This window comes from Nonomuraea soli (assembly GCF_013761175.1).
In the GTDB taxonomy this organism is placed as follows: domain Bacteria; phylum Actinomycetota; class Actinomycetes; order Streptosporangiales; family Streptosporangiaceae; genus Nonomuraea; species Nonomuraea soli.
Map to the genome: position 1 here is coordinate 76,669 of NZ_JACDUR010000012.1, position 24,179 is coordinate 100,847.

General features: G+C 70.5%; 25 protein-coding genes. 9 read left to right on the forward strand and 16 right to left on the reverse strand.

Features of this window, described 5'->3' with window-relative positions; all coding sequences use genetic code 11:
* Position 1: 1 nt before the first annotated feature.
* Entirely contained in the window at positions 2 to 637 is a 636-nt protein-coding gene (locus tag HNR30_RS44565) for a response regulator (protein WP_181616293.1), read from the reverse strand.
* Between the two features lie 19 nt (positions 638 to 656).
* Between HNR30_RS44565 and HNR30_RS44570 the strand changes: the two genes are divergently transcribed.
* From HNR30_RS44570 to HNR30_RS44580, 3 genes are all read left to right on the forward strand, one after another.
* The gene (locus tag HNR30_RS44570) at positions 657 to 1,016 is read left to right on the forward strand and encodes a tautomerase family protein (RefSeq protein ID WP_181616294.1); all 360 of its coding nucleotides are present in this window, start codon (positions 657 to 659) and stop codon (positions 1,014 to 1,016) included.
* Between the two features lie 19 nt (positions 1,017 to 1,035).
* Complete coding sequence (lpdA, locus tag HNR30_RS44575; protein ID WP_181616295.1) at positions 1,036 to 2,415, forward strand: dihydrolipoyl dehydrogenase; 1,380 nt, start codon at positions 1,036 to 1,038, stop codon at positions 2,413 to 2,415.
* 75 nt (positions 2,416 to 2,490) lie between these two features.
* The gene (locus HNR30_RS44580; RefSeq protein ID WP_181616296.1) at positions 2,491 to 2,784 is read left to right on the forward strand and encodes a hypothetical protein; all 294 of its coding nucleotides are present in this window, start codon (positions 2,491 to 2,493) and stop codon (positions 2,782 to 2,784) included.
* On the opposite strand, the gene HNR30_RS44585 is transcribed toward HNR30_RS44580, so the two are convergent.
* From HNR30_RS44585 to HNR30_RS44595, 3 genes are read right to left on the reverse strand one after another with little or no spacing between them, the layout of a single operon-like run.
* Positions 2,706 to 3,260 (reverse strand): TetR/AcrR family transcriptional regulator, encoded by a 555-nt coding sequence (locus HNR30_RS44585; protein WP_181616297.1) that lies wholly within the window; start codon positions 3,258 to 3,260, stop codon positions 2,706 to 2,708. The genes HNR30_RS44580 and HNR30_RS44585 overlap by 79 nt on opposite strands.
* A gap of 9 nt (positions 3,261 to 3,269) precedes the next feature.
* Complete coding sequence (locus tag HNR30_RS44590; RefSeq protein WP_181616298.1) at positions 3,270 to 3,713, reverse strand: anthrone oxygenase family protein; 444 nt, start codon at positions 3,711 to 3,713, stop codon at positions 3,270 to 3,272.
* 60 nt (positions 3,714 to 3,773) lie between these two features.
* Positions 3,774 to 4,571 carry an NmrA family NAD(P)-binding protein gene (locus HNR30_RS44595; protein ID WP_181616299.1) on the reverse strand — a complete coding sequence of 266 codons (798 nt, stop codon included), beginning with the start codon at positions 4,569 to 4,571 and terminating at the stop codon, positions 3,774 to 3,776.
* Positions 4,572 to 4,645: 74 nt separating this feature from the next.
* On the opposite strand from HNR30_RS44595, the gene HNR30_RS44600 reads away from it, so the two are divergent.
* Both HNR30_RS44600 and HNR30_RS44605 read left to right on the forward strand, forming a co-directional pair.
* Positions 4,646 to 5,563, forward strand: coding sequence for an AraC family transcriptional regulator (locus HNR30_RS44600; RefSeq protein ID WP_181616300.1), 918 nt, complete (start codon positions 4,646 to 4,648; stop codon positions 5,561 to 5,563).
* A gap of 66 nt (positions 5,564 to 5,629) precedes the next feature.
* Entirely contained in the window at positions 5,630 to 6,514 is an 885-nt protein-coding gene (locus tag HNR30_RS44605; protein WP_181616301.1) for an alpha/beta fold hydrolase, read from the forward strand.
* On the opposite strand, the gene fxsT is transcribed toward HNR30_RS44605, so the two are convergent.
* Genes fxsT through HNR30_RS44625 form a run of 4 tightly spaced genes read right to left on the reverse strand, consistent with a single transcriptional unit; the run spans position 6,483 to position 13,917 of the window.
* Complete coding sequence (gene fxsT, locus HNR30_RS44610; protein ID WP_181616302.1) at positions 6,483 to 10,373, reverse strand: FxSxx-COOH system tetratricopeptide repeat protein; 3,891 nt, start codon at positions 10,371 to 10,373, stop codon at positions 6,483 to 6,485. The genes HNR30_RS44605 and fxsT overlap by 32 nt on opposite strands.
* Before the next feature lie 16 nt (positions 10,374 to 10,389).
* Positions 10,390 to 11,448 carry a TIR-like protein FxsC gene (locus HNR30_RS44615; protein WP_181616303.1) on the reverse strand — a complete coding sequence of 353 codons (1,059 nt, stop codon included), beginning with the start codon at positions 11,446 to 11,448 and terminating at the stop codon, positions 10,390 to 10,392.
* Positions 11,449 to 11,506: 58 nt separating this feature from the next.
* On the reverse strand, positions 11,507 to 13,735 hold the full coding sequence (locus HNR30_RS44620; RefSeq protein WP_181616304.1) for an FxsB family cyclophane-forming radical SAM/SPASM peptide maturase: 2,229 nt from the start codon (positions 13,733 to 13,735) through the stop codon (positions 11,507 to 11,509).
* Positions 13,736 to 13,758: 23 nt separating this feature from the next.
* Positions 13,759 to 13,917, reverse strand: coding sequence for an FxSxx-COOH-like cyclophane-containing RiPP peptide (locus HNR30_RS44625; RefSeq protein WP_181616305.1), 159 nt, complete (start codon positions 13,915 to 13,917; stop codon positions 13,759 to 13,761).
* A 133-nt stretch (positions 13,918 to 14,050) separates the two neighbouring features.
* On the opposite strand from HNR30_RS44625, the gene HNR30_RS47100 reads away from it, so the two are divergent.
* Positions 14,051 to 14,833, forward strand: coding sequence for a GNAT family N-acetyltransferase (locus HNR30_RS47100; RefSeq protein ID WP_220134720.1), 783 nt, complete (start codon positions 14,051 to 14,053; stop codon positions 14,831 to 14,833).
* 18 nt (positions 14,834 to 14,851) lie between these two features.
* Here the strand turns inward: HNR30_RS47100 and HNR30_RS44635 are convergent, their stop codons facing one another.
* From HNR30_RS44635 to HNR30_RS44650, 4 genes are read right to left on the reverse strand one after another with little or no spacing between them, the layout of a single operon-like run.
* Positions 14,852 to 16,033 carry an ABC transporter permease gene (locus HNR30_RS44635; RefSeq protein ID WP_181616306.1) on the reverse strand — a complete coding sequence of 394 codons (1,182 nt, stop codon included), beginning with the start codon at positions 16,031 to 16,033 and terminating at the stop codon, positions 14,852 to 14,854.
* Positions 16,030 to 16,683 (reverse strand): ABC transporter ATP-binding protein, encoded by a 654-nt coding sequence (locus tag HNR30_RS44640; protein ID WP_181616307.1) that lies wholly within the window; start codon positions 16,681 to 16,683, stop codon positions 16,030 to 16,032. The genes HNR30_RS44635 and HNR30_RS44640 overlap by 4 nt, the downstream gene beginning before the upstream one ends.
* Positions 16,680 to 17,714 (reverse strand): efflux RND transporter periplasmic adaptor subunit, encoded by a 1,035-nt coding sequence (locus tag HNR30_RS44645; protein WP_181616308.1) that lies wholly within the window; start codon positions 17,712 to 17,714, stop codon positions 16,680 to 16,682. Before HNR30_RS44645 ends, HNR30_RS44640 begins: the two co-directional genes overlap by 4 nt.
* Positions 17,711 to 18,217, reverse strand: a complete 507-nt coding sequence (locus HNR30_RS44650; RefSeq protein WP_181616309.1) for a hypothetical protein — start codon at positions 18,215 to 18,217, stop codon at positions 17,711 to 17,713. The genes HNR30_RS44645 and HNR30_RS44650 overlap by 4 nt, the downstream gene beginning before the upstream one ends.
* 88 nt (positions 18,218 to 18,305) lie before the next feature.
* Here HNR30_RS44650 and HNR30_RS44655 point away from each other — a divergent pair, with 88 nt between their 5' ends.
* On the forward strand, positions 18,306 to 18,947 hold the full coding sequence (locus tag HNR30_RS44655; RefSeq protein ID WP_181616310.1) for a response regulator transcription factor: 642 nt from the start codon (positions 18,306 to 18,308) through the stop codon (positions 18,945 to 18,947).
* Positions 18,944 to 20,065, forward strand: coding sequence for a sensor histidine kinase (locus tag HNR30_RS44660; RefSeq protein WP_181616311.1), 1,122 nt, complete (start codon positions 18,944 to 18,946; stop codon positions 20,063 to 20,065). The genes HNR30_RS44655 and HNR30_RS44660 overlap by 4 nt, the downstream gene beginning before the upstream one ends.
* Here HNR30_RS44660 and HNR30_RS44665 read toward each other — a convergent pair.
* On the reverse strand, positions 20,037 to 20,474 hold the full coding sequence (locus tag HNR30_RS44665) for a GNAT family N-acetyltransferase (RefSeq protein WP_181616312.1): 438 nt from the start codon (positions 20,472 to 20,474) through the stop codon (positions 20,037 to 20,039). The genes HNR30_RS44660 and HNR30_RS44665 overlap by 29 nt on opposite strands.
* Before the next feature lie 78 nt (positions 20,475 to 20,552).
* Here HNR30_RS44665 and HNR30_RS44670 point away from each other — a divergent pair, with 78 nt between their 5' ends.
* Positions 20,553 to 21,200 carry a sensor domain-containing protein gene (locus tag HNR30_RS44670; RefSeq protein ID WP_181616313.1) on the forward strand — a complete coding sequence of 216 codons (648 nt, stop codon included), beginning with the start codon at positions 20,553 to 20,555 and terminating at the stop codon, positions 21,198 to 21,200.
* Positions 21,201 to 21,228: 28 nt separating this feature from the next.
* Here HNR30_RS44670 and HNR30_RS44675 read toward each other — a convergent pair whose 3' ends face one another.
* Genes HNR30_RS44675 through HNR30_RS44685 form a run of 3 tightly spaced genes read right to left on the reverse strand, consistent with a single transcriptional unit; the run spans position 21,229 to position 24,178 of the window.
* On the reverse strand, positions 21,229 to 22,500 hold the full coding sequence (locus HNR30_RS44675; protein ID WP_181616314.1) for a PEP/pyruvate-binding domain-containing protein: 1,272 nt from the start codon (positions 22,498 to 22,500) through the stop codon (positions 21,229 to 21,231).
* Positions 22,497 to 23,048 carry a transcriptional regulator gene (locus HNR30_RS44680; RefSeq protein WP_181616315.1) on the reverse strand — a complete coding sequence of 184 codons (552 nt, stop codon included), beginning with the start codon at positions 23,046 to 23,048 and terminating at the stop codon, positions 22,497 to 22,499. Before HNR30_RS44680 ends, HNR30_RS44675 begins: the two co-directional genes overlap by 4 nt.
* The gene (locus tag HNR30_RS44685) at positions 23,045 to 24,178 is read right to left on the reverse strand and encodes a TetR/AcrR family transcriptional regulator (RefSeq protein WP_181616316.1); all 1,134 of its coding nucleotides are present in this window, start codon (positions 24,176 to 24,178) and stop codon (positions 23,045 to 23,047) included. The genes HNR30_RS44680 and HNR30_RS44685 overlap by 4 nt, the downstream gene beginning before the upstream one ends.
* Position 24,179 lies beyond the last annotated feature (1 nt).

Genomic DNA, 24,179 nt, shown 5'->3' on the forward strand with positions numbered 1-24,179 from the left:
ACTAGGTTACCAACCCGGCCTCGTAGGCGATGATCGCGGCCTGCACCCTGTTGCGCACGTCGAGGCGGATGAAGATGGCGCTGACATACGCCTTCACGGTGCCCTCGACGATGTGCAGCCGGCGGGCGATCTCGGCGTTCGACAGGCCCTTGCCGACGAGCGTGAGCACCTCCAGCTCGCGCTCGGTCAGCCCGCTCAGCCGCTCGCGGGCCTGGGCGCCCTTCGACAGGCCTCCCATCAGCGAGATGACCCGGTGGGCGACCTTGGGCGACAGGTAGGCGGCGCCGCCGGCCACGGCGTGGATCGCGGCGAGCAGCTCGCGCGGGTCGCCCGACTTCAGCAGGAAGCCGCTGGCGCCGACGTCGAGAGCCTTGGCGATGTAGTCGTCCTCGCCGAACGTGGTGAGCATGATCACTTTGGTGTGCTTGGCGATCTCCTGGGCGGCGGCCAGCCCGTCGAGCCTGGGCATGCGCACGTCGAGCAGGACCACGTCGGGGAAGTGGCTGCGGGCCAGCTCGATGGCCTCGCGCCCGTCGCCGGCCTCGGCGACGACGTCGAGCTCGGGGTCGGCGCCGAGGATGGCGCGCACCCCGGCTCTGATCATGGCCTCGTCGTCGGCCAGCAGGATGCGGATCACCCCTCTATAGTGACCCACCATGGCTCAGGTGAAGATTTACGCCCGCAAGGACGTATGGTCCGGGCGACGTCAGGAGATTTCCGACAAGGTGCACGGGGCCCTGGTCTCCGAGTGGGGGCTCCCCGACGACAAACGGTTCCACCGCTTCTTCCTGATGGACGCCGACGACTTCGTCGCCCCCCGCTCCCCCGAGTACCTGATCTTGGAGATCCTCTGCTTCGAGGGGCGCAGCGATGACGCCAAGCGTGCCCTGCACCGCCGCCTGTCGGCCGAGTTCGCCGAGGTGGAGATCACCATCGTGGAAACTCCCAAGGTCAATTGGGGCATCCGAGGCGTCCCGGCGGATGAACTGGCCCTGACGTACAAGGTGGAGGTCTAGGGCGACTAATGTCCGGGGTATGAGCAACCACTATGACGTAGTCGTCCTCGGCGCCGGGCCGGGGGGTTACACCGCCGCGGTCCGCGCTTCCCAGCTCGGTCTCAAGGCCGCCGTGGTCGAGGAGAAGTACTGGGGTGGCGTCTGCCTCAACGTGGGCTGCATCCCTTCCAAGGCCTTGCTGCGCAACGCCGAGCTGGCGCACATCTTCACCAAGGAGGCCAAGACCTTCGGCATCAGCGGTGAGGTGAGCTTCGACTACGGCGCCGCCTTCGACCGCTCCCGCAAGGTGGCCGACGGGCGCGTCAAGGGCGTGCACTTCCTGATGAAGAAGAACGGCATCACGGAGTACAACGGCAAGGGCGCCTTCCTCGACGCCAACACCATCCAGGTCAACGGCGAGACCATCACCTTCGACCACTGCATCATCGCCGCGGGCGCCACCACCAGGCTGATCCCCGGCACGCAGCTGAGCGAGCGCGTGGTGACCTACGAGGAGCAGATCCTCTCCAGCGACCTGCCCGAGAGCATCGTCATCGCCGGCTCCGGCGCGATCGGCGTCGAGTTCGCCTACGTGCTCCACAACTACGGCGTCAAGGTCACCATCGTCGAGTTCCTCGACCGCATGGTGCCGCTGGAGGACGAAGAGGTCTCCGCCGAGCTGCTCAAGCGCTACAAGCGCCTGGGCATCGACGTGCGCGTCGGCACCAAGGTCGAGGGCATCGAGGACACCGGCTCCAGCGTCAAGGTCACGGTCTCCAAGAACGGCCAGAGCGAGGTGATCGAGGCCGACAAGGTGCTGCAGGCGATCGGCTTCGTGCCGCGCGTCGAGGGCTACGGCCTCGACAAGACCGGTGTGCAGCTGACCGAGCGCGGCGCCATCGCCGTCGACGGCCGCGGCCGCACCAACGTGCCCCACATCTTCGCGATCGGCGACGTCACCGCCAAGCTCATGCTGGCCCACGCCGCCGAGGCGATGGCCGTGGTCGCCGCAGAGACGATCGCCGACCACGAGACCATGGAGATCGACTTCGTCATGGTCCCGCGCGCCACCTACTGCCAGCCGCAGATCGCCAGCTTCGGTTACACCGAGGCGCAGGCGCGCGAGCTGGGCGGCGAGATCAAGGTGCAGAAGTTCCCGTTCACCGCCAACGGCAAGGCGCACGGCCTGGGCGACGCCAACGGCTTCGTGAAGATCATCGCTGACGCGAAGTACGGCGAGATCCTGGGCGCCCACCTGATCGGCCCCGAGGTCACCGAGCTCCTGCCCGAGCTGACCCTGGCCCAGCAGTGGGACCTGACCGTCAACGAGGTGGGCCGCAACATCCACGCGCACCCGACCCTCGGCGAGGCGGTCAAGGAGGCCATCCACGGTCTCGCGGGCCACATGATCAACATGTGAGACACCTCACATAGGCAGTGACGAGAGACGGTGAGACGATTCGGTCTAACCGTCTCTCTGCTTTGGGAGGGGTCGATGGAGACCCGACGAGAGCAACTCCAGGCCTGCCTGGCCCACGCCCGCCGCACCGGTGACCCCACGGTGCCGCTCGACGTGCTGATGGATCTGACCCGCCGCTGGTACACCACTCTGGCCGCGCGCCTCGACGAGGGCGATCATCCGCGAGAGGCCTACGACCGCCTGTCGGCCGAGGACCCGACGTGGCGGTGGGTCCTGGACCACTACCGGGATCACCCGGTGGTCGCCGACACCGCCGCCCAGATGAACCTGGAGATCTCCCGGCTGTCGCCGAGAGAGGTCGTGGGGTGAGCGATGAGGCTGAGCACGACCCTGGCGCAGAACTCCACGGCCTGACGCGGAGAGACCCTGAGGAGATGAGCGTGCCGGTTGGCCGCCATGAGCGGGGCGAGCCCGTCGGCCAGCGAGGTGATGAACGACGGGTGGCCCGGCCGCTCGACCAGCATGGCGAACAGCTCCTCGGGCTCCTCGGCGAGCATGCGCTGGAAGGCGTCGTGGTCGGCCAGGTATTCGAGGCTGTACTCCACGCAGGCGGCGATCTGCTCCTCGGGCGGCAGGTCGGAGGCGAAGAGCCGCTCCAGCTGCGCGACGAATCTGGCGCTCTCGTGCAGGAGCACCAGCTCGCCCATCCGTTCCTTGGAGCCGAAGGTGCGGTAGATCGTCGCCCGTGACACCCCGGCCCTGACCGCCACGTCGCTGAGCGAGGTCTTGCGGAAGCCGTACGTGGCGAAGCACTCCATCGCCGCCTGGATCAGCCGCTCGTCCACAGCCGGAGTTTAGTTCCAGCCCAGCAGGCCGACGGCCAGCAGCGCGAGGCTGGCCAGGCTCGCCACGGTGCGCAGGGTGTTCCAGCGGGTCCAGCGGGGCTGGTACTCCGCGAAGGTGAGCTTGCCCGCGTCGACGGCGTTGTTCATCGGCACGTTGACGATCGAGGTGACGAGGAAGGACCCCACGAAGTTGACCGCCAGGGCGGCCCAGAACCACACGTTGCCGGTCAGCACGGCGACGGCGGCGTCCAGGATCATGGAGCCGATGAAGGCCAGCATGAGCCAGGGGTTGATGATCTTCTTGTTGATGCTCCGCATGGCCGCCGCGGCGGCCTCCTCCGGGATGGCGGCCAGCCCCCACATGACGGACATCGAGTAGGCGTAGAACAACCCGGCCAGCGCGCCCGTGGTGACGACGGCGAGCACGGCGAGGACGATCGCAAGAGTTTCCATGATGATCTCCCTTTTATCGTGTGGGGCCGGGTCCGGGCCAGGCCCGGACCCGGTGAAGGGTCACCACGCGGCGGTGGCGGCGTACTCGGAGAAGTCGCGGGGCTCGCGGCCCAGGGCCCGCTTCACCCCGTCGGTCACGCGCTCGTTCCTTCCGTCGAGCACCTGGACGAACAGGTCGGTCAGCGGCTCGGCCTCCTCGCGGGGCAGACCGTACTGCATCAGCATCTCGACGTACTCGCCCGCCTGCATCGGGTGGTAGGTCACCTGCTTGCCGGAGGCCTTGGAGATCTCCGCCGCCACGTCGTGGAAGGTCAGCAGCCGCGGACCGGTCAGCTCGTAGACGCGGCCGGCGTGCCCGTCCTCGGTGAGCGCCGCGACCACCACGTCGGCGATGTCCTCGGCGTCCACGAAGGGCTCGGAGCGCTCGCCCGCGGGCAGGGCCAGCACGCCACCGGCGACCATGTCGGCGAAGGCGCCCTCGGAGAAGTTCTGGTTGAAGAAGCTGCAGCTGACGACCGTCGCCTCCAGGCCGGATTCGAGGACGGTCCGCTCGCTGACGGCCGCCTCGTCCTCGCCGCGGCCCGAGAGCAGCACCAGGCGGCGCACTCCGGCGGCCTTGGCCCGCTGGGTGAGCGCCCTGATCGCGTCGGCCGCGCCGGGGAAGGCCAGGTCAGGGTAGTAGGTCACGTAGGCCGCGTGCACGCCGTCGAGCGCCGCGTCCCACGTCGCCGGGTCGTTCCAGTCGAAGGGGATCTCGCTGGAGCGGGAGACGCCTCTGACGTCGAGTCCCTTGTCGTCGAGCCGCTTGACCACTCGGCTGCCGGTCTTGCCGTTCGCACCAATCACCAGGAATGTCATGGCTTAAGTACATCGGTCGGCCGTGAGACTCTCCATAGTTGAGAGGCTCACTTCCATGTTCTATCGTCTCATCCATGGATGCCCTCGCCGGACTGCTCAGCGGGCCTCGGGCCCAGAACGCCTTCCTGCTGCGCGCGATGATGGCGCCACCGTGGTCGATCAGGGCCCAGGACGGTTCGCCGCTCAGCGTCATCGTCATGCTCAGCGGCGACGCCTGGATCACCCCGGACGACGGCGATCAGGTACGGCTGGAGCAGGGCAGCATCGCGATCACCCGCGGCCCGGGCGCCTTCACCTTCGCCGACGATCCCGCCACTCCCGCGCAGATCATCATCGACCCCGGCAACCGCTGCCGCAGCCTCGACGGCCGCCCCCTGGTGCAGGAGCTCAGCCTGGGCCTGCGCACCTGGGGCACCTCCTCCGACGGCCCGGTGGCCATGCTGATCGGCAGCTACCACCTCGACACCGAGGTCAGCCGCCGGCTGCTGCGCGCCCTTCCCCCGCTGGTGGTGCAGCCGGGCGCCGACAGCCCGCTCGTCACCCTGCTCGACCACGAGATCGCCAAGGACGAGCCTGGCCAGGAGGTGGTCCTCGACCGCCTGCTCGACCTGCTGCTGATCGCCGTGCTGCGCAAGTGGTTCGCCAACCAGGCCAACCACTGGTACCTGGCCTTCAACGACCCCGTCGTGGGCATGGCGCTGCGGCTGCTGCACCACGACCCCGCCCACCCGTGGACGGTGGCGCTGCTGGCCGAGCGCGTCGGCGTCTCCCGCGCCACCCTCGCCAGGGCCTTCACCGACCTGGTGGGCGAGCCGCCGATGAGCTACCTCACCGACTGGCGGCTCACCCTGGCGGCCGATCTCCTGCGCGAGCCCGGCATGACGGTCGGCAGCGTCGCGCGGAAGGTCGGCTACGGCAGCCCGTTCGCCCTGAGCGCCGCGTTCAAGCGGGTTCGGGGGGTGAGCCCGCAGGAGCACCGCTCCGGTGGTTGACAGGCTAGGAGGGCCGGGTTCCACTGGGGAGATCAGGGGACCCGGAGGATCGTGTTGCACCGTTCCATGACACTGCCCGCATCCGACGGCAGAGTGCTGGGCGTGCATGTGAGCGGCGATCCGCACGGCTCCCCGGTCTTCCTTCTGCACGGCACGCCGGGCAGCCGGATGGGCCCGCATCCCCGCGCCCCGGTCATCCACCGGCTGGGAGTGCGGCTGATCACGATGGACCGGCCCGGCTACGGCCTGTCGGAGCGCAGGAGCGGGCGCCGGGTGGCCGACGTGGCGGAAGACGTGGCCGCCGTCGCCGACGGGCTGGGCCTGGAGCGCTTCGCGGTGGTGGGCCGCTCCGGCGGCGCCCCGCACGCGCTGGCCTGCGCGGCCCTGCTGGAGGAGCGGGTGAGCAAGGCCGCGGTGCTGGCGCCCATCGCCCCGCCCGACGCCCAGGGGCTCAACTGGTTCCAGGGCATGGCCAGGTCCAACATCATCGAATACTCCTCGGCCGCCTTCGGCCTGCCGATCGTCACCCGGCTGCTGACCGCCATCGCCGAGCAGATCAGGCGCGACCCCACCCACCTGGTGCCGACGATCATGCACGAGCTCCCGGTGCCCGACCAGCACATGATCGCCGACTTCGGGGTCAGGCTGCGGCTGGCGACCAACTTCGCCGAGGCCGTACGGCGATGCGGCGCCGACGGCTGGGTCGACGACACCCTGGCCTTCACCAGGCCATGGGGCTTCGGCCCCGAGTCGGTCACCGCCCCCACGCTCGTCTGGCACGGCGAGGCCGACGTGTTCTCGCCCGTCGAGCACGCCCGCTGGCTGGGCGGCCGGCTCCCCAACGCCCACCTGGTGATCAAGCAGGGCGCCGCGCACTTCGACACGATCCGCGTCCTGCCCGACGCCCTGGCCTGGCTGGTCAGAAAGGTTGCGGCTCCAGGTCCCGGTTGACCCGCCGCCAGGCGCGCAACGCCTCGGCCGACGGGTGCACCTCGCCCAGCGTGCGCACCAGCTCGGTCAGCGTCTGCGAGCGCAGCTGGGCCGCCTCGTCCTTGTGGCCCAGCGCGCGCAGGCTCACGCACAGGTTGTGGCGGCCGGCGAGCGTGTCGGGGTGGATGTCGCCCAGCTTCTCGGCCAGTTGCTCCGTGGTCTCCCGCTCCATCGCCAGCGCCCTGTCCAGGTCGCCGCTCTCGGCCAGGCAGTTGGCCAGGTTGACGGCCGAGGCCAGGGTGAACGGGTGCGAGGCGCCGAGCTGGTCCGCCAGGCCGCGCCAGGCCCGTTCGGCCAGATCGCGGGCGGCGACGGCTCCGTCGACGCCGCGCACGTAGGTGGCCAGGTTGTTCTTGGCGATCAGCGTGGTCGGGTGAGACTCGCCCAGGTCGGCCAGATAATGGTCGACCAGGGCGCCGGCGACCTCGACCGCGCGTTCCTTGTCGCCCAGCGCCGACATCGACGCGGCCAGCTCCAGCCGGGCCGCCAGCGCGTCGGGAGTGCCCTCGTAGTGGCGCCGGTACCGGTCTTCGGTCTCCAGCGCCATGTTCCAGGCCTCCTGCTGCTCCCCCAGCCGCCGCAGCGAGACCGCCAGGCTCTTGGCGGCGCGCAGGGTGTCGACGAACGCGTCGCCGAGCGCCTCCCTGTACCTCTGCAGGGTGGCGCGCAGCAGATCGGTCGACTCGCGGAAGCGCCCCAGCTCGCGCAGGTCGCGGGCGACCTGCGCGGCCGAGAAGAGCGTGTACGGGTGAAGCAGGCCCAGCACCCGCTGGCGGCGCTCCAGGTTGTCCTGGTCGAGCACCAGGGCGTTGGCCGGGTCGCCGACCAGGCGGTAGCCGAGCGCCAGGTTGTTGGCGGCGGCCAGCGTACGCGGGTGCTCCTCGCCGTAGGCGAGCTTCCACTGGTCGTAGGTGCCCCTGTCGAGCTGCAGGCCGCGTTCGTACTCGCCCATGCCGCGCAGGTCGGCCGCGAAACCGCCGGCGGTCATCAGGGTGTGCGGGTGCATCGCGCCGACGGACTCCAGCTGCCGGGCGTGCACCCATTCGTCGAGTTCGCGCGCCTCGCCGTACTTGCCCTGGGAGCGCTTGACGTTGGCCACGTTGAACAGCAGGTGCAGCCGCTGCCTGTCGTCGACGCCGAACTCCGCCTCCCACCGCGCCGCCAGGTCGTCCCCGAGGACGAGGGCGGCCTCGAAGTCGCCGCGCTTCCACAGGTAACGCACGCGGTCGGTGAGCAGCTGCCGGGTCTCCTCCTCCGTGCACTCGGTGGCCCGCGAAGGCTCCAGGTGCTGCCAGATCAGGCCGTAGCGGTGCCAGTTGTCGGGGTCGTCGACGTCACCCTGGCGAGGCCTGGCGCCCACGAGGACCCGGTGGACGGCGTGGGCGGCGCGTACCCGCTCCTCCTCGTCCATGCCACTGCGGATGACGGCCTGGACCAGCCGGTGCACCTGGATGGTGTTGTGCCCGAGGTCGACCTTGGCCAGGGCGTAGCGGCCGATCTCGCGGATCACCCGGCCGAGCACCAGCTTCTCCCGCAGCGAGTCGTCGTGCGGCAGCAGCTCCTGCATCATCTCGTCGCTGTAGAGCAGCTGCATGGAGATCGGCTCGGGAGCGAAGAAGGCGCACAACTCCAGCAGCCGGACCGAGGCGGGCGAGGTCTCGCGCAGGCGGCGCAGCGACAGGTTCCACGTGACCGCGACGGGGCTCGGGTAGTCGGTGGGCTGGCCAAGCCGCAGCACCTGCTCGGCCTCGCTCTCCAGCTGCGCCACGAACTCCTTGGGCGGCATTCCCGACTCGGCCAGCCAGGCCGCAGCCTGCTCGACGGCGAGCGGCAGGTTGCCCAGGCCGTTGGCGACCCTGATGGCGTATTCGGCGGCCAGGGTCGGCACCCGGCGGCTCAGGTGCTCCAGGCTCTCCTCCTGGGTGAACACGTCGATCTCCAGCGGCGCCGCCACCGCCGACCAGGCGGAGTTGCGCGAGGTGATCAGCACGTGCCCGAAGGCTCCGCCGGGGAAGTAGTTCCTGATCTCGTCGGGCTCCCCGGCGTTGTCGAAGATGAGCAGCCAGCGGCGTGACTGGTCGCCGACCCTCAGCCTCTCGCGGACCTGGGCGACGACCTCGGCCACGTTCTCGGCGATGGGGATGTCCATCGCCCTGGCCAGTTCCTCGAAGGCGGTGTGGATCCGTTCCTGGTTCTCCGCCGAGATCCACCACACCACGTCGTAGTCGGCGCGGAACCGGTGGGCGTATTCGAGCGCGACCTGTGTCTTGCCGACGCCGCCGAGGCCGTACAGGGCCTGCGGCAGGACCACCGCCTGCGCGCCGCCCGTCAGTTCCCTGCGCAGCGAGTCGAGGACGGCCGCGCGGCCGGTGAAGGCCGCGTTGCGGGCCGGGACGTTCCACACGTCGGGCTCGCTGCCGGGGAAGCGTGCGCCGAGGTCCTGCAGGTCGATCGCGTCGCGGCCGACGTCGCGGCCCAGCGCGCGCATGAGGGTCCCCGCCGCGTCCTCCTCCTGGGAACGCGTCAGGTTGGTGAGCACCCGCTGGCCGAAGGGCGGCGGGAAGTGCGGCTCGCTGACCCGCAGGGCGACGAGCTCGGTACGGCCCGCGGCCTCGGCCTCGGTGAGGTCCCTCCATACCTCCAGCCGCCTCAGCGCCCGGACGAAGGCGCTCGACAGCACCACGACCGACTGCTGCGGGTGGTTGCGCTGCTGGTGCTCGCTGTTCTCGGCGTCGATCGCCTGGAGCATGACGCGGTAGCCGTGCCGGTCGAGCAGCATGGCGATCCAGTCGGCCCACATCTGGTCCTCGGTGACGTACCAGAGCTGGATGTCGGAGTGGTGCCCGGCCAGGCGGCGGGTGTACTGGTCGCGGTAGCGCAGCCGGACCTGCTCGTCCATCGGCGCCAGGCGGGAGACCTCGCCGTCGGTCAGTTCCTCGGCGAGGCGCTCGAAGGAGGCCAGCATCGAGACGGGACGGTTGGGGACGTCGCCGAAGGCGGCCAGGATCTCCTCGAAGGCGTAGTACGGCACGTAGGGGATCTCGACGTTGCCCCAGTAGGCGTCGAGGCGCTGCGGGCCCAGGCCGCGCGGGAAGGTCTCGAAGCGGCTGCGGGCCAGGCTGCGGCCGGCGTCGCACTTCTCGTTCTCGGCCATCTCGACGCGCATCGGCACGGGCAGGATGCGGATGCCGCGGTCGCGGTAGCGGTCGGCGATGTGCCTGACGACGCCGGCGGTGCCCTCGATGCCCTGGTCGGAGAGGGTGAAGCAGGCCACCAGTGAGTCGGGCAGCTGGACGGTGCAGATCTCGGCGATGTCGCTCAGCCCGGTGCGCGAGTCGATCAGGACGTAGTCGTAGCCCGCGCGCATGTCGTCGCGGAGCGCGTCGAGGAAGACGCCGCCGCCCTGCCGCTCGTAGAAGGTGTCCCAGTCGAAGCCGGAGACCAGCGAGGAGTAGTCGCGGTTCTGCCGTCCGGCGGTCAGCAGTTCGAGCGAGCCGTCGCCGAAGTCGAAGTCGACCGTGATGGTGTGCGGCTTGACCTGGGCGTAGCCGCGGTGCCAGTCAGGCGGCCGCTCGGTGTTCTTCATGACCTCCCACTGGTAGTTGGTGATCATGTCGATCACGCCGGGAGTGGCGCCGATCATGCCCTGTTCGAGGAACGGGTGGAAGAACCTGTGCAGGCCGGGCGACTCCAGGTCCCAGTCGACCACCAGCACCCGCTTGCCCGCCGATGCCAGGATCCAGGCGACGTTGGCGACCGCCATGGTCCGCCCGGTGCCGCCCTTGTAGGAGTAGAAAGTGATGATCTGCCCCGTGGTCATGGCCTCTCCCTCCTGATCAGAACCTGGGTCGTTCCGTGCCGCTGTCGGGCGGCGGGTTGGCCGCGCCGTGCTTGAAGTACTGCCTGCTGGCGTTGTCGACCTGCTCGATCAGCGCCTCCTCCAGGTCGGCCGCGGCGGCGACCTGGGTGACCATGCCGCGCTCCTTGGCCTTGGGCCCGAGGCTCTCGCCGATGCGGCGCAGGTCGTCGGGCGAGGGGTCCTTCTCCCACACCACGACGACGGTGACCCACGGTTTGACGACCAGGTGTCTGAGGTCCGCGCGGACCGCCTTGGGATCGACGATCACCACGACGGGACGGACGGGATGCGGCCCGGTCAGCTCGGCCCGGAAGCTGTGCAGGTCACGCAGGTCGGGGGTGCACTGCTTGGCGCTGGCGATGCGGATCGCGACCTCGCGCGCGTGCCAGTCGGGCGCGGACAGCACGGCCAGGGCCAGGGGACGCTCGCCGTCCTGGCCGCCGAAGGCGTTCTCGCTGAGGGTGAAGTCCTCCGCGACGCCGTGGGGCAGGTGGCGTGACTCGTGGGCCTTGGCGACGATCACCGTGGCCAGTTTCATGATGACCCTGTTGGCCTCGGCCCGGTGGGTGCGCATCAGGCCGTAGAGGCCCTCGCGGTGGTATTTCTCGCCCAGGTCGGGGCCGCGGTACTGAATCTCCCTCGCGCAGGCCGGCATGTCCCGGCAGGGCGCCCAGACGACAGGGACGATCGGCGCGTCGACCGCCGGAATGCCGTCGAACCGCTGCGCGAAGGTGGCCCACTCCCGGCCGCAGTTCTTGCTCTGGAACAGGCGCGGGGAATACAGCGGGACGAAAACCGAGCACGTATTCAGGTTGGCCGTGATGGCGGCGACCCACGAGCTGCCCAGCTCCAGCGTGACGTCCATGAATCCGGCCGGGTTCGCGCTGAGGTTGGCCAGATCGATGGTGAGGCTCTCGTAGAACGTCCGCACCCAGTAGTTGGGGTCCACCCGGTCGCTGGGATTGTGCTTGGGAATGCGGGCGTAGCTCAGGAAACAGATGGGTCCAGGAGGCGGGTCTGGTCGATATGGTGCCAATCCGCCCCCCTTCGCGAGATCTTCACTATAGAAATCGGCTCAGCCTAAGGAAAGGGCTTCAAATTCGGCTGACCCAATTCTCGTAATGGGCATGTGCCATCTTCGTGGCCCGCTCTTCCGCGCCCGGCGCGACCGGCTCGGCGAGCGCGGGTTCGAGCGCCTCCGCCATGCCCGCCACGAACAGCTCCCCCGCCGGGGTCAGCGCGCCGGACTCGGCCAGCGTGTCCAGCGCCCTGCCGGTCTGCGCCCGCCACCGCGCGAACTCGACCTCGCCGGGCTCGGGCACGGTGTGCCGGTGGCCGCGCCAGAACTCGGTGACCGCCAGGTGCGCGTAGGTGCCCTGCAGCAGGCCCTCGAACGGGCGCGGGTCAGGGCGCCACGGGGCGTAGAACAGCCGCCGCTCCCCCGCGTCGAACAGGTCGGCGGCGTCGAGCAGGGCGCCCAGCTTGACGTGCTGGAACTCGTGGATGAGCAGCAGCGCCAGCAGCGCGGGGTCATCGGGCAGCGCCGCGGCGACCGCTCCGAAGGCGTGCCGCGCGGCCGAGCTGATCTCGCCGCCGTCCGACGGTGCCGCCAGCGGCATCACGACGCGCAGGCCCGATTCCAGGGCGCCGCGATACCTCGGGAACTCGGTCTCGATCAGGCGGGCGGCGGCGGCGAACGCCTCGCGCCACCGTGTGCTCGCCTCGTCGTCCAGGCGGGGCTCCGGGTCGTGGCCGTGGCAGTCGCGATACGGGTCGAGATCCTCCAGCACCACCGTGTCGCTCAACCGGCGCAGCGGCTCCTCGACCTCGCCGGGTTCCGGAACGGCCAGCCGTACGCCGTCGCGGGCCGGGACCGCGCCCAGGGTGGGCAGGTAGGCCCGGCCGTCGCGGGCCGCGACCTCGATCTGCGCCCGGACTCCCGCGTGCGCGGCCGCCGCGGCGGCGATGTTGCCCAGGTAACCGGCGTGCGAGGAGTCGGCCAGGCACGAGGTCGCCCACACACGCAGGTAGGGATGGTCCAGGACGCGCCTGACCGCCTCCGGGTGCGTGGCGTCGAGGTGGGTGAGCAGCTCCCACGCCTCGGGGTGGTGGCCGCCGGCGGCCTTCACCAGGGCACGGCCGATGGAACGCTCGATCCCGGCCAGCACCTCCACGTCGGCGGCGTCGCCGTACCCACGGGAGAGCGCCTCGAAGGTGCGGGCGGGCAGCGCATGGGTGGGCACGGTGGCACTCCGCACGTAGGTAATGAGGTCGAGCAGGTCGGGGCAGTAGACGCTGGGGTTGGCGAAGCCGCTGCCGCTCTTGAAGCGGTGGGCGTACAGGCCGCCGCCGCAGGTGCCGACGACCGGGCAGGCCCGGCACGTGTCGGAGAGCGAGGCCAGGCCGAGCTGCCTGGCGGCGATCCCGGCGTGCGCCGCCACCTCGTCGAGGTCGTGGCGGAAGACGTCGAGCTGGGTGGCGGGTGCGCCGTCGTAGGCGACCTTGAGCGAGTCGGCCTGCTCGTAACCGCCGTCGGTCTCGATCACGACCAGGTCCTTGGCGTCGAGGCCGAGGGACTCCGTCAGGCTGCTGCCGCCGCGTGAGGTGCGCACGATCGAGCTGAAGGTCCGGATCGGCAGCCGCCCGCCGTCGGCGCGCCAGGCGTCGAAGACGGCCTCCAGCCAGGCGGCGTAGGCGTTGGGCACCGGGCGCGGCGGCGGGGTGTCCCACGTGGCGTGGGGCAGCAGGAAGTCGACCGCGGGCGGCTCGAAGCCCTTGAGCGCCTCGTAGACGGCGATCGGATCGTTGCGGACGTCGATCGTGCACAGCAGCCCGGCGTACAGGCCCGTGCCGCGCAGCAGGCCGAGCGCGCGGACCACCCGGTCGTAGCTGGAGCGGCCGTCGGCGTAGCGCCGGTGACGGTCGTTGGACGCGCGGTCGCCGTCGACGGAGACGCCCACCAGGACGTGGTGGCGCTCGAAGACGTCGAGATAGGCCTTGCTCAGCAGGACGCCGTTGGTGTGGATCTTCAGCTCGAGCTCGCACTCGAGGCCCTGCCGGAAGGCCCGCGCGATCTCGTCGAGCCGTCCGGGCCCGGCCAGCAGCGGCTCGCCGCCGTGCAGGATGACGTGGACCCGGTCGAGGCCGTGGCGTTTGACGTGTTCGGCGACGCGCAGCACGCTCTGGTCGAGAACCTCCGGCGTGATGACCTTCGGTTTGCTCGACCACGAGGTGTCGGCGGCCTCGTAGACGTAGCAGTGGTCACAGGCTAGATCACACCTGGTGTGAACTTTGAGGATGAACTGCCGGAACGGCCGCGCCATCCCCCAACGGTAATGCTCCGCGGCTAGATGGAGGAGTTGAACGCGGTGATATCGAGCCGGTCGACCGTCCGTGGGGCGATGCGGCGCAGGATCTCGTCGATGTCTTCTTGCAGGACCTCGGCCAGGGCGACCTCCGAGAGGTCGGGCACTGCCGACTGGGGGAGCGCTTCGGTGATGCTCATTTCAACAACCACCCCATCTGTCGGCTGGCGCCGTCATGCCCCGAACACTGTCTTCCTATCATCCGCTCGGGGGGCACAATTACCCTTTGGGTAACAGTGTCCTATTGCTTTTCCGAGAGGCGGCACCAGTTTTATGTATCACCGAGAAGTACGCAAACTGGCTGCTCGGCGTTCACTCGGCCCTGGGGAAATCGCCGCAACGTGGGGGCTGCACGAGCATCCCGGCGAGCTCCCCCACCGCATCAACAACAACGACGGAACCGCCTGGATCTGGGGGGAGGAATCCGGAATCTCCATCACCGGCCGCTTCGGCAACGCCTTCGACGTGTTCGCCGCGCGGACGACGGAGGAGATGATCGAGCACGCCTTCCAGATGACAGCCGCCGGTACGGCGGAGCCGTACATCCTGACCGACGTCGTCGACGACGACCACGAGCGGATCGCCCTGCTGGAGCGGCTCGGCTTCGAGCGCTTCCGCGTCTGGGACCACGTCAACTCGATCGAGCTGAGCGAGGTCGACGTGCCCGCCGCCGCCCGCGAGGCGACGCCCGACGACGCACCCGGCATCGCCGACGCGCTGGAGGGCGCCTTCGGTGAGCGGCGCGAGTGGTTCTGGGAGCGCGCCGCGGTCGGCGTCGCCGACGACGGGACGATCGGGGCGGTCACGTTCTTCTGGACCGACCCGGTCAACAAGGTCGGCCACTTCGAACCCGTCGGCACCCACCCCGCCCACCAGCGGCGCGGCCTGGCCAGGGCCGCGATGCTGCACGGCATGCGCGAGCTGCGCGCGGCGGGGATGACCTCGGCGACGGTCAACCACAACGCCGAGAACCTCCCCGCCGCCGCGCTCTACCGGTCGCTCGGCTTCCGCGTCACCAACGAGACGTACGGCTACCGCCGGCCGCGCGAGAACTGAGGCCCGCCGCGGCGGCCCTCATGTCGTCGCCAGCGCCATCGTCGGCGACATCCGGGCGGCCCGCATGGCCGGGTAGATCCCCGCGATCGTCCCGATGAGCAGCGTCGCCCCGATCGCCCCGCCGATCGCCCACGGCGGGACGATCGGCGGCCAGTCCCTGCTGAGGGCGTAGCCGCCGGTCGCCAGGGTGCCGAGCAGCGCGCCCACGACCCCGCCCAGCGCCGACAGCAGCAGCGACTCGGCCAGGAACTGCACGCGGATCTGCCCCCTGGTCGCCCCGAGCGAGCGGCGCAGGCCGATCTCCTTGCGCCGCTCCAGGACCGAGATGACCATGGTGTTGGCCACCCCGACCCCGCCCACGAGCAGGGCCACAGCCCCCAGCCCGAGCAGCAGGTTGGTGAACGCGCCCGCGGCGGCGGCCTTGGCTGCCAGGCCGTCGGAGGGCCGGCTGACCTCGACCTCCTCGGGGTTCTCCGGGTTCACCGTCTGCGGCAGGATCGCCCGCACCGCCTCCACCGAGGCGTCGGTGGAGCGCTCGTAGATGGTCGTGGCGTGCCCGTCGAAGTCCAGGAACCTCTCGGCGGCGGGGAAGCCGACGAGCGCGGACCTTTCGATCTCGGGGGCGAGCGTCATCGGGCCGAGGATGCCGATGACGCTGAACCAGCGGTCGCCCATCCACACCCTCACCCCCGTGCGGGTGATGCCCAGCCGTTTGGCCGCCTCGGAACCGAGCACGACCGCCGGCTGACGCTCGGTCGCCGCGTTGAGCCAGGTGCCGTGCCGTACCTCGCCCTCCAGGGTCTTGAGCAGCTCGGCGGAGGCGGCCTGGACGGTGATGCCGCCGGTGACCGCTTCGGGGATACGGTCGGTGCGCCGCACGCTGGCGTCGACCACGCCGGTGGCGGCGGCGGTCTGCACCGGGCCGATGCGCTCGACCATCTCCAGGGCCTTGACCGGCAGTTTGGCCTCCTCGCCGAACATGGTCTGGCCGGGGCCGACGGTCAGCAGGTTGGTGCCGAGCCGGTCGAGCTGGCGCAGCAGCTGCTCACGTGACGACGACGAGATGCCGATCACCGCGATCATCGTGGCGATGCCGATCGCGATGCCGAGCGCCGACAGGAAGACCCGCGTGGGCCTGGTGCGCAGGCCGACCGCTCCGACCCGGAGTACGTCCCTGGCCGACAGGCGCGCCGGCTTCACGTGAGCCGCCCGTCGCGCATGCGGACCTGGCGCGGGCACCACTCGGCGATGTCGTTGTCGTGCGTGATGATCGCGATCGTGGTGCCCGCGTCGTTGAGGTCCTTGAGCACTTTCAGCACCTCGGCGCCCGAGGCGGTGTCGAGGTTGCCGGTCGGCTCGTCGGCCAGCAGCAGCGGCGGGTCGCCCACCACCGCCCTGGCCACCGCGACCCGCTGCTGCTCGCCGCCCGACATCTGGTTGGGCTTGTGGTCGAGCCGGTGGCCCAGCCCGACCCGCTCCAGCGCCTTCCTGGCCCTCCTGCGGCGTTCGCGCAGGGGCGCGCCGCTGTAGAGCATGCCGTCGGCGACGTTGTCGAGCGCGGTGACGCCGGGCGACAGATGGAACTGCTGGAAGACGAAGCCCAGGTGCCGGGCACGCAGCGCCGACAGCTGGCGGTCGGTCAGCTTGGCCACGTCGTGGCCGGCGATGCGCACGGTCCCGGACGTCGGCCGGTCGAGGGTGCCGATCATGTGGAGCATGGTCGACTTGCCCGAACCCGACGGCCCGACGATGGCCAGCAGCTCACCCGGCTCGACCTCCAGGTCCACACCGCGCAGCGCCTGGACCTGGCCGTTGTAGACCTTGGTCACCTCTCTCAGCTCGATGATCATGTGCTTGGCACCCCGACCTTCATGCCCTCCTTCAGATCGCCCTTCACCTCGACGAACCCGCTGCCGAAGGCGCCCGTCTTCACCGGCACGATCCGCGTGGCCCCACCCTCGACCACCTCCACGCCGAAACCGCCCTCGCGCAGCGCGAGCAGAGCCTCGACCGGTACGGCGAGCACGTCCTCGTGCTTCTCGCTCTGCAGCTCGACCTCGACCGGCGCGTGGTCGAGACGCGTCTTCGGCTTCTTGGTGAGCGTGATCTCGACGTCGATCGTGGTGGTCTGGTTGTCGCGTTCGCCGGTGACCTCGGCGACCGTGCCGACCTCGGTGATGCGGCCCGCGACCGTCTCGCCGCCCGGCAGCTCCACCGACACCTTCGAGCCCTTCCTGGCCAGGGCCTGGTCCGAGGCGTCCAGGTCCATGTGGACCTGGAGCTTGGTGCCGCTGACCGCCAGCGCCTTCTGACCCGGCCGCACCTTGTCGCCCCTGGCCGCGGCCACCTCCTTGACCCGCACGGCCGCCGGCAGGAAGACCACCTCGGCCGCGGTGACGCGACCGTTCTCCTCCAGGCCGCGGTCCTCCTGCCACTCCTTGATCGCGGCATAGGTCGAATACGTGAACTCGTCGTCCACCGTCACGTCGTAGCCGAGGGCCTTCAGGTTGCGTTCGAGCTGCCTGACGTCGGGGCCGTCACCGACACCCCAGTACAGGTCGCGGTAGAGGGGCAGCTCGCCGTACATCAGGGTGACCGGCTTGCGGTCCACCTTCAGCAGGCTCTGGCCCCGCTTGACGACCTTGCCCTGATCGGGCGCCCAGGTGACGGTGCCCGACGCCTCGATGGCGATCTGCTGCTCGTCGGCGTAGATCAGCTCGCCGTCGACCGTCTGGGTGTCGACCAGGTCGCGCCGCTCGACCGTCGCGGTCGCGGGAACCTCCGCCTGGGGCTCGGCGGCCGGCGCGGGCTGGTTGAGCAGGACGAACGCCGCCCCGCCGCCGATCACGAGCGCGGCCAGGACCAGGAGGCCGGCCTTCATGATCCCTGACCCTCCGGCCCGAACTCCTTGCAGGCGGCCTGCGCCTCGTCGACCTTCTTCGGGTCGGTGCCCTGCGGGACGTTGATCTCGATCCGGCCGTCGGCCGACGGGTCCTTCATCGGGATGCCGTGCTCGCGCATGCACTGGGCGAACTTGAGCATGCGGTCGCGCTCCTCGGCTGGGATGCCCTGGCTCCGGTCGCCGATGGCGCCGTCCATGAGGTGCTGGCAGGCCTTCTGCGCCTTCTCCATCTTCTCGCGGTCACCGGGACCGCCCTTCATCATGATCCGGCCGTTCTTGGGGTCCTCCATCTGCACGCCGTTCTCGCGCATGCACTGGGCGAACTTGAGCGCCGCCGCGTCGCGGTCGACGGTGGCCGACGGGGAGGCCGACGGCTGGGCCGTTCCTCCGCTCGCGCTGGCGACTCCGGTCTCGGTGGGTGCGCCCCCGCAGGCGGCGACGGACATGGCCAGCATCAGGGCCGGCAGGATGAGCTTTCTCATGGCGGCAACTGTCGGGCGGGCCGCGCTAAACGCGGATAAGGCGTCTGGCTTATCGGCGTCTAACACTTCTCACGGCACCCTCAGAGGCATGCGAGTGCTGGTGGTGGAGGACGAGGAACAGATGGCCGACGCCATCGCCCGCGGATTGCGGCTGCACGCGATGGCCGTCGACGTCGCCTACGACGGTCAGGAGGCGCTGGAGCGCGCCTCCTACGTCGACTACGACGTGGTCGTGCTCGACCGCGACCTGCCCGAGGTGCACGGCGACGAGGTCTGCGCCTCGCTGAACGGCAGCACGCGGGTGCTCATGCTCACCGCCGCCGGCCAGGTGCGCGACCGGGTGCAGGGGCTCGGGCTCGGCGCCGACGACTACCTGGCCAAGCCTTTCGTCTTCGCCGAGCTGGTCGCCCGCGTCCGCACCCTCGGGCGCAGAATCGTGCGCGACGTCCCGGTGCTGGTGGAGCGGCGCGGCATCGTGCTCGACCCCGCCAGGCGCACCGTCATGCGCGGCCCGCGCGAGGTGGTGCTCAACCGCAAGGAGTTCGACCTGCTGCGGGTGCTGATGGAGGCGTCCGGGTCGCTGGTCAGCTCCGCCGACCTGCGGCGCCGCGTGTGGGACGAGTTCGCCGTCGAGAGCGGGGTGCTGCGGGTGACCATGACCTCGCTGCGCCGCAAGCTGGGCGCGCCCGCCGTGATCGAGAACGAGCCGGGGAAGGGCTACCGGCTGTGAAGCGGCTCGGGCTGCGCATGCGGCTGACGCTGATCTACGGCGGGCTGTTCTTCCTGGCCGGATCGGTGCTCGTGTGGTTCACCTACCTGTCCAACAGCCGGTCGCTGAACGTGCGCATCGTGGGCAAGTTCACCGGCACCCCGCCCACCGGGCCGGAAGTGGACCGGTTCTATGTCAACGACGCCATGCAGGGCCTGGAGCAGAGCGCCCTCAACGTCCAGAACGACATGCTGCGCACCTCGATCATCATCCTGGTGGCGGTGGGACTGGTGGCGCTGATCATCGGCTACTTCGTCGCCGACCGGGCCCTGCGCCCGCTGGAGCGCGTCACCGAGACCGCGCAACGGCTCTCGGAGAGCAACCTGCACGAGCGGATCGGACTGCGAGGGCCCGCCGACGAGGTAAAGAAGCTCGCCGACACCTTCGACGCGATGCTGGACCGGCTGCACCGGGTCTTCGACAACCAGCGGCGCTTCATCGCCAACGCCTCCCACGAGCTGCGCACCCCGCTCGCGATCAACCGGACCGTCCTGGAGGTCGCGCTCGAGGAGCCGGAGGTCTCCGAGGACCTGCGGGTGCTCGCCCGCTCGCTGCTCGGCACCAACGCCCGCTACGAGCGCCTGATCGAAGGACTGCTCCTGCTGGCCGAGTCGTCGGAAGAACTCGCGGTGCGCAAACCCGTCGACCTGTCCCAGATCGTCAGGACCGCCCTCGCCGACGTGCCGCTCCGCTCCGCCGAAGTGACGGCGGAACTGCCCGCCGTCATGGTCGACGGCGACCCGCTGCTGCTGGAGAGGTGCGTCTTCAACCTGCTGGAGAACGCCGCCAAGTACAACGTCAAGCACGGGCACATCTGGGTCGCCGTCGGCCTCGACGGCTCGCTCCGCGTCGAGAACACCGGCCCCGCCGTACCTCCCTACGAGGTCGACGACCTGTTCGAGCCCTTCAGACGTGGCCACGGCGACCGGGTGCGCTCGGCCCGCGGTTCGGGGCTCGGGCTCTCGATCGTGCGGGCCATCGTCGAGGCCCACGGCGGCACGGTCGTGGCCGTGGCCCGCCCCGCGGGCGGCCTCGCCGTGACCGTACGGCTCACGCCAGCGGGATCAGGTAGTGGATGAAACCCCTGTTGACCGCCACCTGGTCGTACAACCTGCGAGCCGTGGCGTTGCCCTCCTGGGTCAGCCAGTAGACGCGGTTGAGCTCCCTGTCCTTCGCCCACGCGGTGACGGCCTCGATCAGCTTGCGCGCCACCCCCTGACCGCGCGCTTCGGGGTCGGTGAACAGGTCCTGCAGGTAGCAGACGTCCGCCGAGCTGGTGCTGGCGTGCACGAGGAAGTGGGTGATGCCCACCAGCGTACCGTCGAGCTTCGCCCCCAGGGCGTGGACGCGGGTGTCGTCCATGAACGCCTGCCACGACGTGTCGTACTGTTCCTGCGGCAGCTCGCGCTCGTAGAAGGCGTTGTAGCCCGTGAACAGCTCCTGCCACCGCGCGCGGTCTTCCTGAACCAGCCTGCCGATCTCGATCACGGGGTAAGGCTAGCCCTACCGTCACTTGGCCAGCTCACGGGATCGAGAGCCGGGCGCGACCTCCGTAGTTTCTTAGACATGAGAACCCTCCAGCGCCTCCGCGCCGACAGCCGCTACACCGTCATCGGCTTCCCCACGTCCGTCGCCTCCTTCAGCCTGACCATCGCCGGTGTGGCCGCGGGCGTCGGCAGCGCCGTCGCCTTCGTCGGGCTGCCCATCCTGGCCGGCACCGCGGCCATGGGCCGCCGCTTCGCCGACCTCGAGCGCTCCTCGATCGCCACGGTCGTCGACCACCCCGTGGAGTCTCCCGCCTACACGGAAGCGCCGTCGTGGGCCGGCTGGTTCCGCCGCGTCATGAACCCCCTGCTGAACGGCCAGGCCGGGCTCGACCTGCTGCACGCCGTCCTGGCCTTCCCTCTTGCCATCGTCTCCTTCGTGCTGACCGTCACCTGGTGGGCAGGGACCGTCCTCGGGCTGACCTTCCCCCTGTACGGGTGGATCCTTTTCAACACCCTCGGCCCCGACGGCAGCCTGCCCGCGCTGCTCGGGTTCGACGGCGGGCTGGCCGGTTACGTGACGTTCAACACCGTCGTGGGGCTGCTGTTCGCGATCACCCTGGTGCCCGTCGTGCGCCTGGCCGCCCTCGTGCGGGCCAGCCTGGGCGAGGCGCTGCTCACGCGGGCCGTCTACGGCACCCGTTCCTCGCGGGTGGCGATGGCGGCGTGAAGGTGGCGAATCCCGCCCCGGAGTGATCTCACTCCGGGGCATTTTCGCGTTCGCGCTGGAGTACGGCACGCGCCGCCGTGAGCAGCGCCACCTCGTCCCCCGCCTCACCCGCCAGCTCCGCGGCCCATCCCAGGAGCGTCCCCAGCTGGGGATCGGCGTCGGTGACCACGGACGCCACGCTTCCCGGCGCCACCACTCCCGCCGTGCCGTCGATCGTCACCAGTTGCCCTTCCGCGAGGTCGTGGCTCCCGACGCCCACCACGGCCGGCTTGCCCATCGAGCGGGCGACCACCGCCGCGTGGCAGGTCGGTCCGCCGCGAGCGGTGACCACACCGGCAGCAGCCGCCAGCCCGTGCATGTCGAGCGGCGACGTCTCGGGCCGCACCAGGATCACCGGCCCGTCGGCCGCCATCCGCACCGCGCCGTCGGAGGTGGTGGCCACCCGGCCGCTCGCCACGCCGGGACACGCCCCCACTCCGCGCGCCACGATTTCCGTCGTGGCGGCCAGCCTGGGGGTCCGGGCCGAGGCCAGCGTCGACGGCTCGACTCTGAGCAGCGCCGTCCGGCGATCGATCGTCCCTTCCTCCGCCAGGTCCACCGCCACCCTGATTGCCGCACGCCCCGCCAGGCCGCCCGGCCGTACCTGCAGGAACCACAACCGCCCGTCCTCGAACGTGAACTCCACATGGCAGGCGTCCCGATAATGGCCTTCGAGCCTGCCCAGGGCCTCGCTCAACTCTTCGCCGATCCCCGGCGGCAGCACGCTCAGCGGTTCGGTCACCGAGCCTCCCGACACGACCGCGTCACCGCGCCGGCCCAGCAGCACCTCGCCGTACAGCCCCGGCTCGCCCGTGTTCGGGTCCCGGCTGAAGGCCACCCCCGAGCCGCCCCGCTCGCCGTACACCATGGTCTGGATCGTGACCGCGGTTCCCAGACCATGGGGAATGTCGTGCAGTACTCGATACGTCCTGGCGCGCGGCGTGTCCCACGAGGCGAAGACGGCCTCCACCGCCTTGCCCAGATCCTCACCGGAGACGTCGAGCAAGGTGCTCATCATGCCGGGCATCGACACGCTCGCCCCCGACCGCACCGACACCGGCCCCCGTACGGCGGCGGCCAGCTCGGCCACCAGCCCGCCGGACAACCGCCCGTCCGTCAGGTAGGCGCGGCACACGTCCACCGGAATCACCCACCCGGCGGGGACGGCCAGGCCCAGGCGCATCATCGTCACCAGCCCGCGAGCCTTGCCACCGATCATCTCCGCGGGCTCGTCCAGGTGGGGCGACAGCGGGAGGATCATCGCGGGATTCCCAGCGTGACCAGCAGATCCTCATGGAGCTGGAACCAGATGGCGTGATACGACTCCATCTCGTCGGTCAGGTACTCGGTGCGCCCGTCGAGCGCCAGCTTCAGCGCGGCGGACAGCCGCTCCCGGTAACGGCCGAACCTCGGGAGCACGGCGGCCACGTCGGCGATGACGGCGCTCGCGCGGCGGTCGAAGTCGGCGAACAGGGCCAGGACCTTGGCCGCGTCAGAACGCACCTGCCAGGCCGTGCACAGGTCGAGGAGCTCGGGATTGAGCACCAGGAACTCGTCGAAGGCGAGCAGCACCCGGGGGCGTGCCCCTGTGGCGTCCAGCTCGGCGGCGGCCTGCTTGGAGGCGGCCTCCTTGCCGCGGTCGGTCAGACCCCAGCCGCCGAACTCACCCGGAAGCCGCGTCACCAGGCCGGCCACGGCCAGGTCGATCAGCTCGGACTCGGCTTCCGGCTCGGGGAGGGCGGCGATCTTCGCGATGCGGTCGAGCGTGGCGAAGCCGATGCAGCGGAGGGTGTGGAGCAGGGTGTTCATGGGCGTACCTCGGCCACCGCGTGGGCGGCGCCTCTTCCTTCGGCTCGGGCGATGATCTCGCGGTCGTGGATGCGGACCGCTGTTTCCAGCTCATCGGGCTCGGGGTCCGCGTCGGTGGGACGATCCGTGCTCGCGGCTCCATCACCCGTGCGCCCCCGGATCGCCGACGTGACGGCCAGGTCCTCGTCCAGGACCAGGCGCAGCGGCAAACCCACCTCCAGCACCCGCAGGCAACCGGCGAGATCACCGACCCTGAGCCGCACCAGCCTGCCCAGCTCCGCCGGGTCGGCCGTCGCCACCACCACGGTCACCTGGTCCCCGGGCCGGGCCGCCCGCACGGCCTCCTCGGCGGCCTCCAGGCGCTGCGTCCCCAGGACCACGATCACGCCGTCCGCCTCGAGGTCCACCGGCTGTCCCGTCAGCTCGTCCCGCACCCCTTCCGGCGCGTGCCACGCCTCCCAGACCTGCCGCGCCGCGCCGGTGAAGTCGAGGTACGGCGGAGCCCACTCGTCGTCCAGGCCGAGGCCTGCCAGGTGGCGGGCGGCCTGGATCACGTCGAAGGGGTCGCCGAATCCCGGCGCCCGCTCGGCCAGCTGGCACGCACCGGTCAGGAGCGTCAGCACCAGCTCCGCCAACCGCACCCGCCGCCCGTGGGCCTCCTCCCCGCGCGGGTGATGACCGCCCGGCTCCCCCACGTCGGGGAACTGCTCCAGGGCCAGGCCCAGCAGCAGCCCTTCCAGGCGGGCCATCTGCGCCAGTGTCGATCGTCCGAGGTCGTCCTCGAACACCCCAGCCAGCGACCGCAGCCGCAGCCGCGCCGCGGCCGGAGGGTCCCCCGCCAGCGGCAGCCGCTCGAGCCACACCCTCACGAACGCCCCCAGCGCCCCCGCGAGGGAGCTCTGCCTCCCCGGCGACGTGTCGTGCTCCAGCGCCGCCAGCAGCACCGCCAGGTACAGCGCCCGCTTGCTGGGAAAGTTCGAGTACACCGCCCCCCGGGTCAGGTCGGCCCTGGCGGCGATGCGGTCGATCTTGGCGTCCTGGAAGCCGTGCGCCGCGAACTCGTGGCCGGCGGCGCGCAGGACGGCGTCGCGGGTGAGCTCCTGGCGTTGCGCCCGGGTCAGGCGGACCATC

What these genes read in the sequence shown, in the direction of transcription:
- HNR30_RS44680 (WP_181616315.1), bottom strand. Translation starts at nt 23,048, where the DNA reads ATGAACACCCTGCTCCACACCCTCCGCTGCATCGGCTTCGCCACGCTC.
- HNR30_RS44650 (WP_181616309.1), bottom strand. Translation starts at nt 18,217, where the DNA reads ATGAGAAAGCTCATCCTGCCGGCCCTGATGCTGGCCATGTCCGTCGCC.
- HNR30_RS44640 (WP_181616307.1), bottom strand. Translation starts at nt 16,683, where the DNA reads ATGATCATCGAGCTGAGAGAGGTGACCAAGGTCTACAACGGCCAGGTC.
- lpdA (WP_181616295.1), top strand. Translation starts at nt 1,036, where the DNA reads ATGAGCAACCACTATGACGTAGTCGTCCTCGGCGCCGGGCCGGGGGGT.
- HNR30_RS44580 (WP_181616296.1), top strand. Translation starts at nt 2,491, where the DNA reads ATGGAGACCCGACGAGAGCAACTCCAGGCCTGCCTGGCCCACGCCCGC.
- HNR30_RS44685 (WP_181616316.1), bottom strand. Translation starts at nt 24,178, where the DNA reads ATGGTCCGCCTGACCCGGGCGCAACGCCAGGAGCTCACCCGCGACGCC.
- HNR30_RS44590 (WP_181616298.1), bottom strand. Translation starts at nt 3,713, where the DNA reads ATGGAAACTCTTGCGATCGTCCTCGCCGTGCTCGCCGTCGTCACCACG.
- HNR30_RS44570 (WP_181616294.1), top strand. Translation starts at nt 657, where the DNA reads ATGGCTCAGGTGAAGATTTACGCCCGCAAGGACGTATGGTCCGGGCGA.
- HNR30_RS44625 (WP_181616305.1), bottom strand. Translation starts at nt 13,917, where the DNA reads ATGAGCATCACCGAAGCGCTCCCCCAGTCGGCAGTGCCCGACCTCTCG.
- HNR30_RS44670 (WP_181616313.1), top strand. Translation starts at nt 20,553, where the DNA reads ATGAGAACCCTCCAGCGCCTCCGCGCCGACAGCCGCTACACCGTCATC.
- fxsT (WP_181616302.1), bottom strand. Translation starts at nt 10,373, where the DNA reads ATGACCACGGGGCAGATCATCACTTTCTACTCCTACAAGGGCGGCACC.
- HNR30_RS44655 (WP_181616310.1), top strand. Translation starts at nt 18,306, where the DNA reads ATGCGAGTGCTGGTGGTGGAGGACGAGGAACAGATGGCCGACGCCATC.
- HNR30_RS44605 (WP_181616301.1), top strand. Translation starts at nt 5,630, where the DNA reads ATGACACTGCCCGCATCCGACGGCAGAGTGCTGGGCGTGCATGTGAGC.
- HNR30_RS47100 (WP_220134720.1), top strand. Translation starts at nt 14,051, where the DNA reads ATGTATCACCGAGAAGTACGCAAACTGGCTGCTCGGCGTTCACTCGGC.
- HNR30_RS44595 (WP_181616299.1), bottom strand. Translation starts at nt 4,571, where the DNA reads ATGACATTCCTGGTGATTGGTGCGAACGGCAAGACCGGCAGCCGAGTG.
- HNR30_RS44600 (WP_181616300.1), top strand. Translation starts at nt 4,646, where the DNA reads ATGGATGCCCTCGCCGGACTGCTCAGCGGGCCTCGGGCCCAGAACGCC.
- HNR30_RS44675 (WP_181616314.1), bottom strand. Translation starts at nt 22,500, where the DNA reads ATGATCCTCCCGCTGTCGCCCCACCTGGACGAGCCCGCGGAGATGATC.
- HNR30_RS44645 (WP_181616308.1), bottom strand. Translation starts at nt 17,714, where the DNA reads ATGAAGGCCGGCCTCCTGGTCCTGGCCGCGCTCGTGATCGGCGGCGGG.
- HNR30_RS44620 (WP_181616304.1), bottom strand. Translation starts at nt 13,735, where the DNA reads ATGGCGCGGCCGTTCCGGCAGTTCATCCTCAAAGTTCACACCAGGTGT.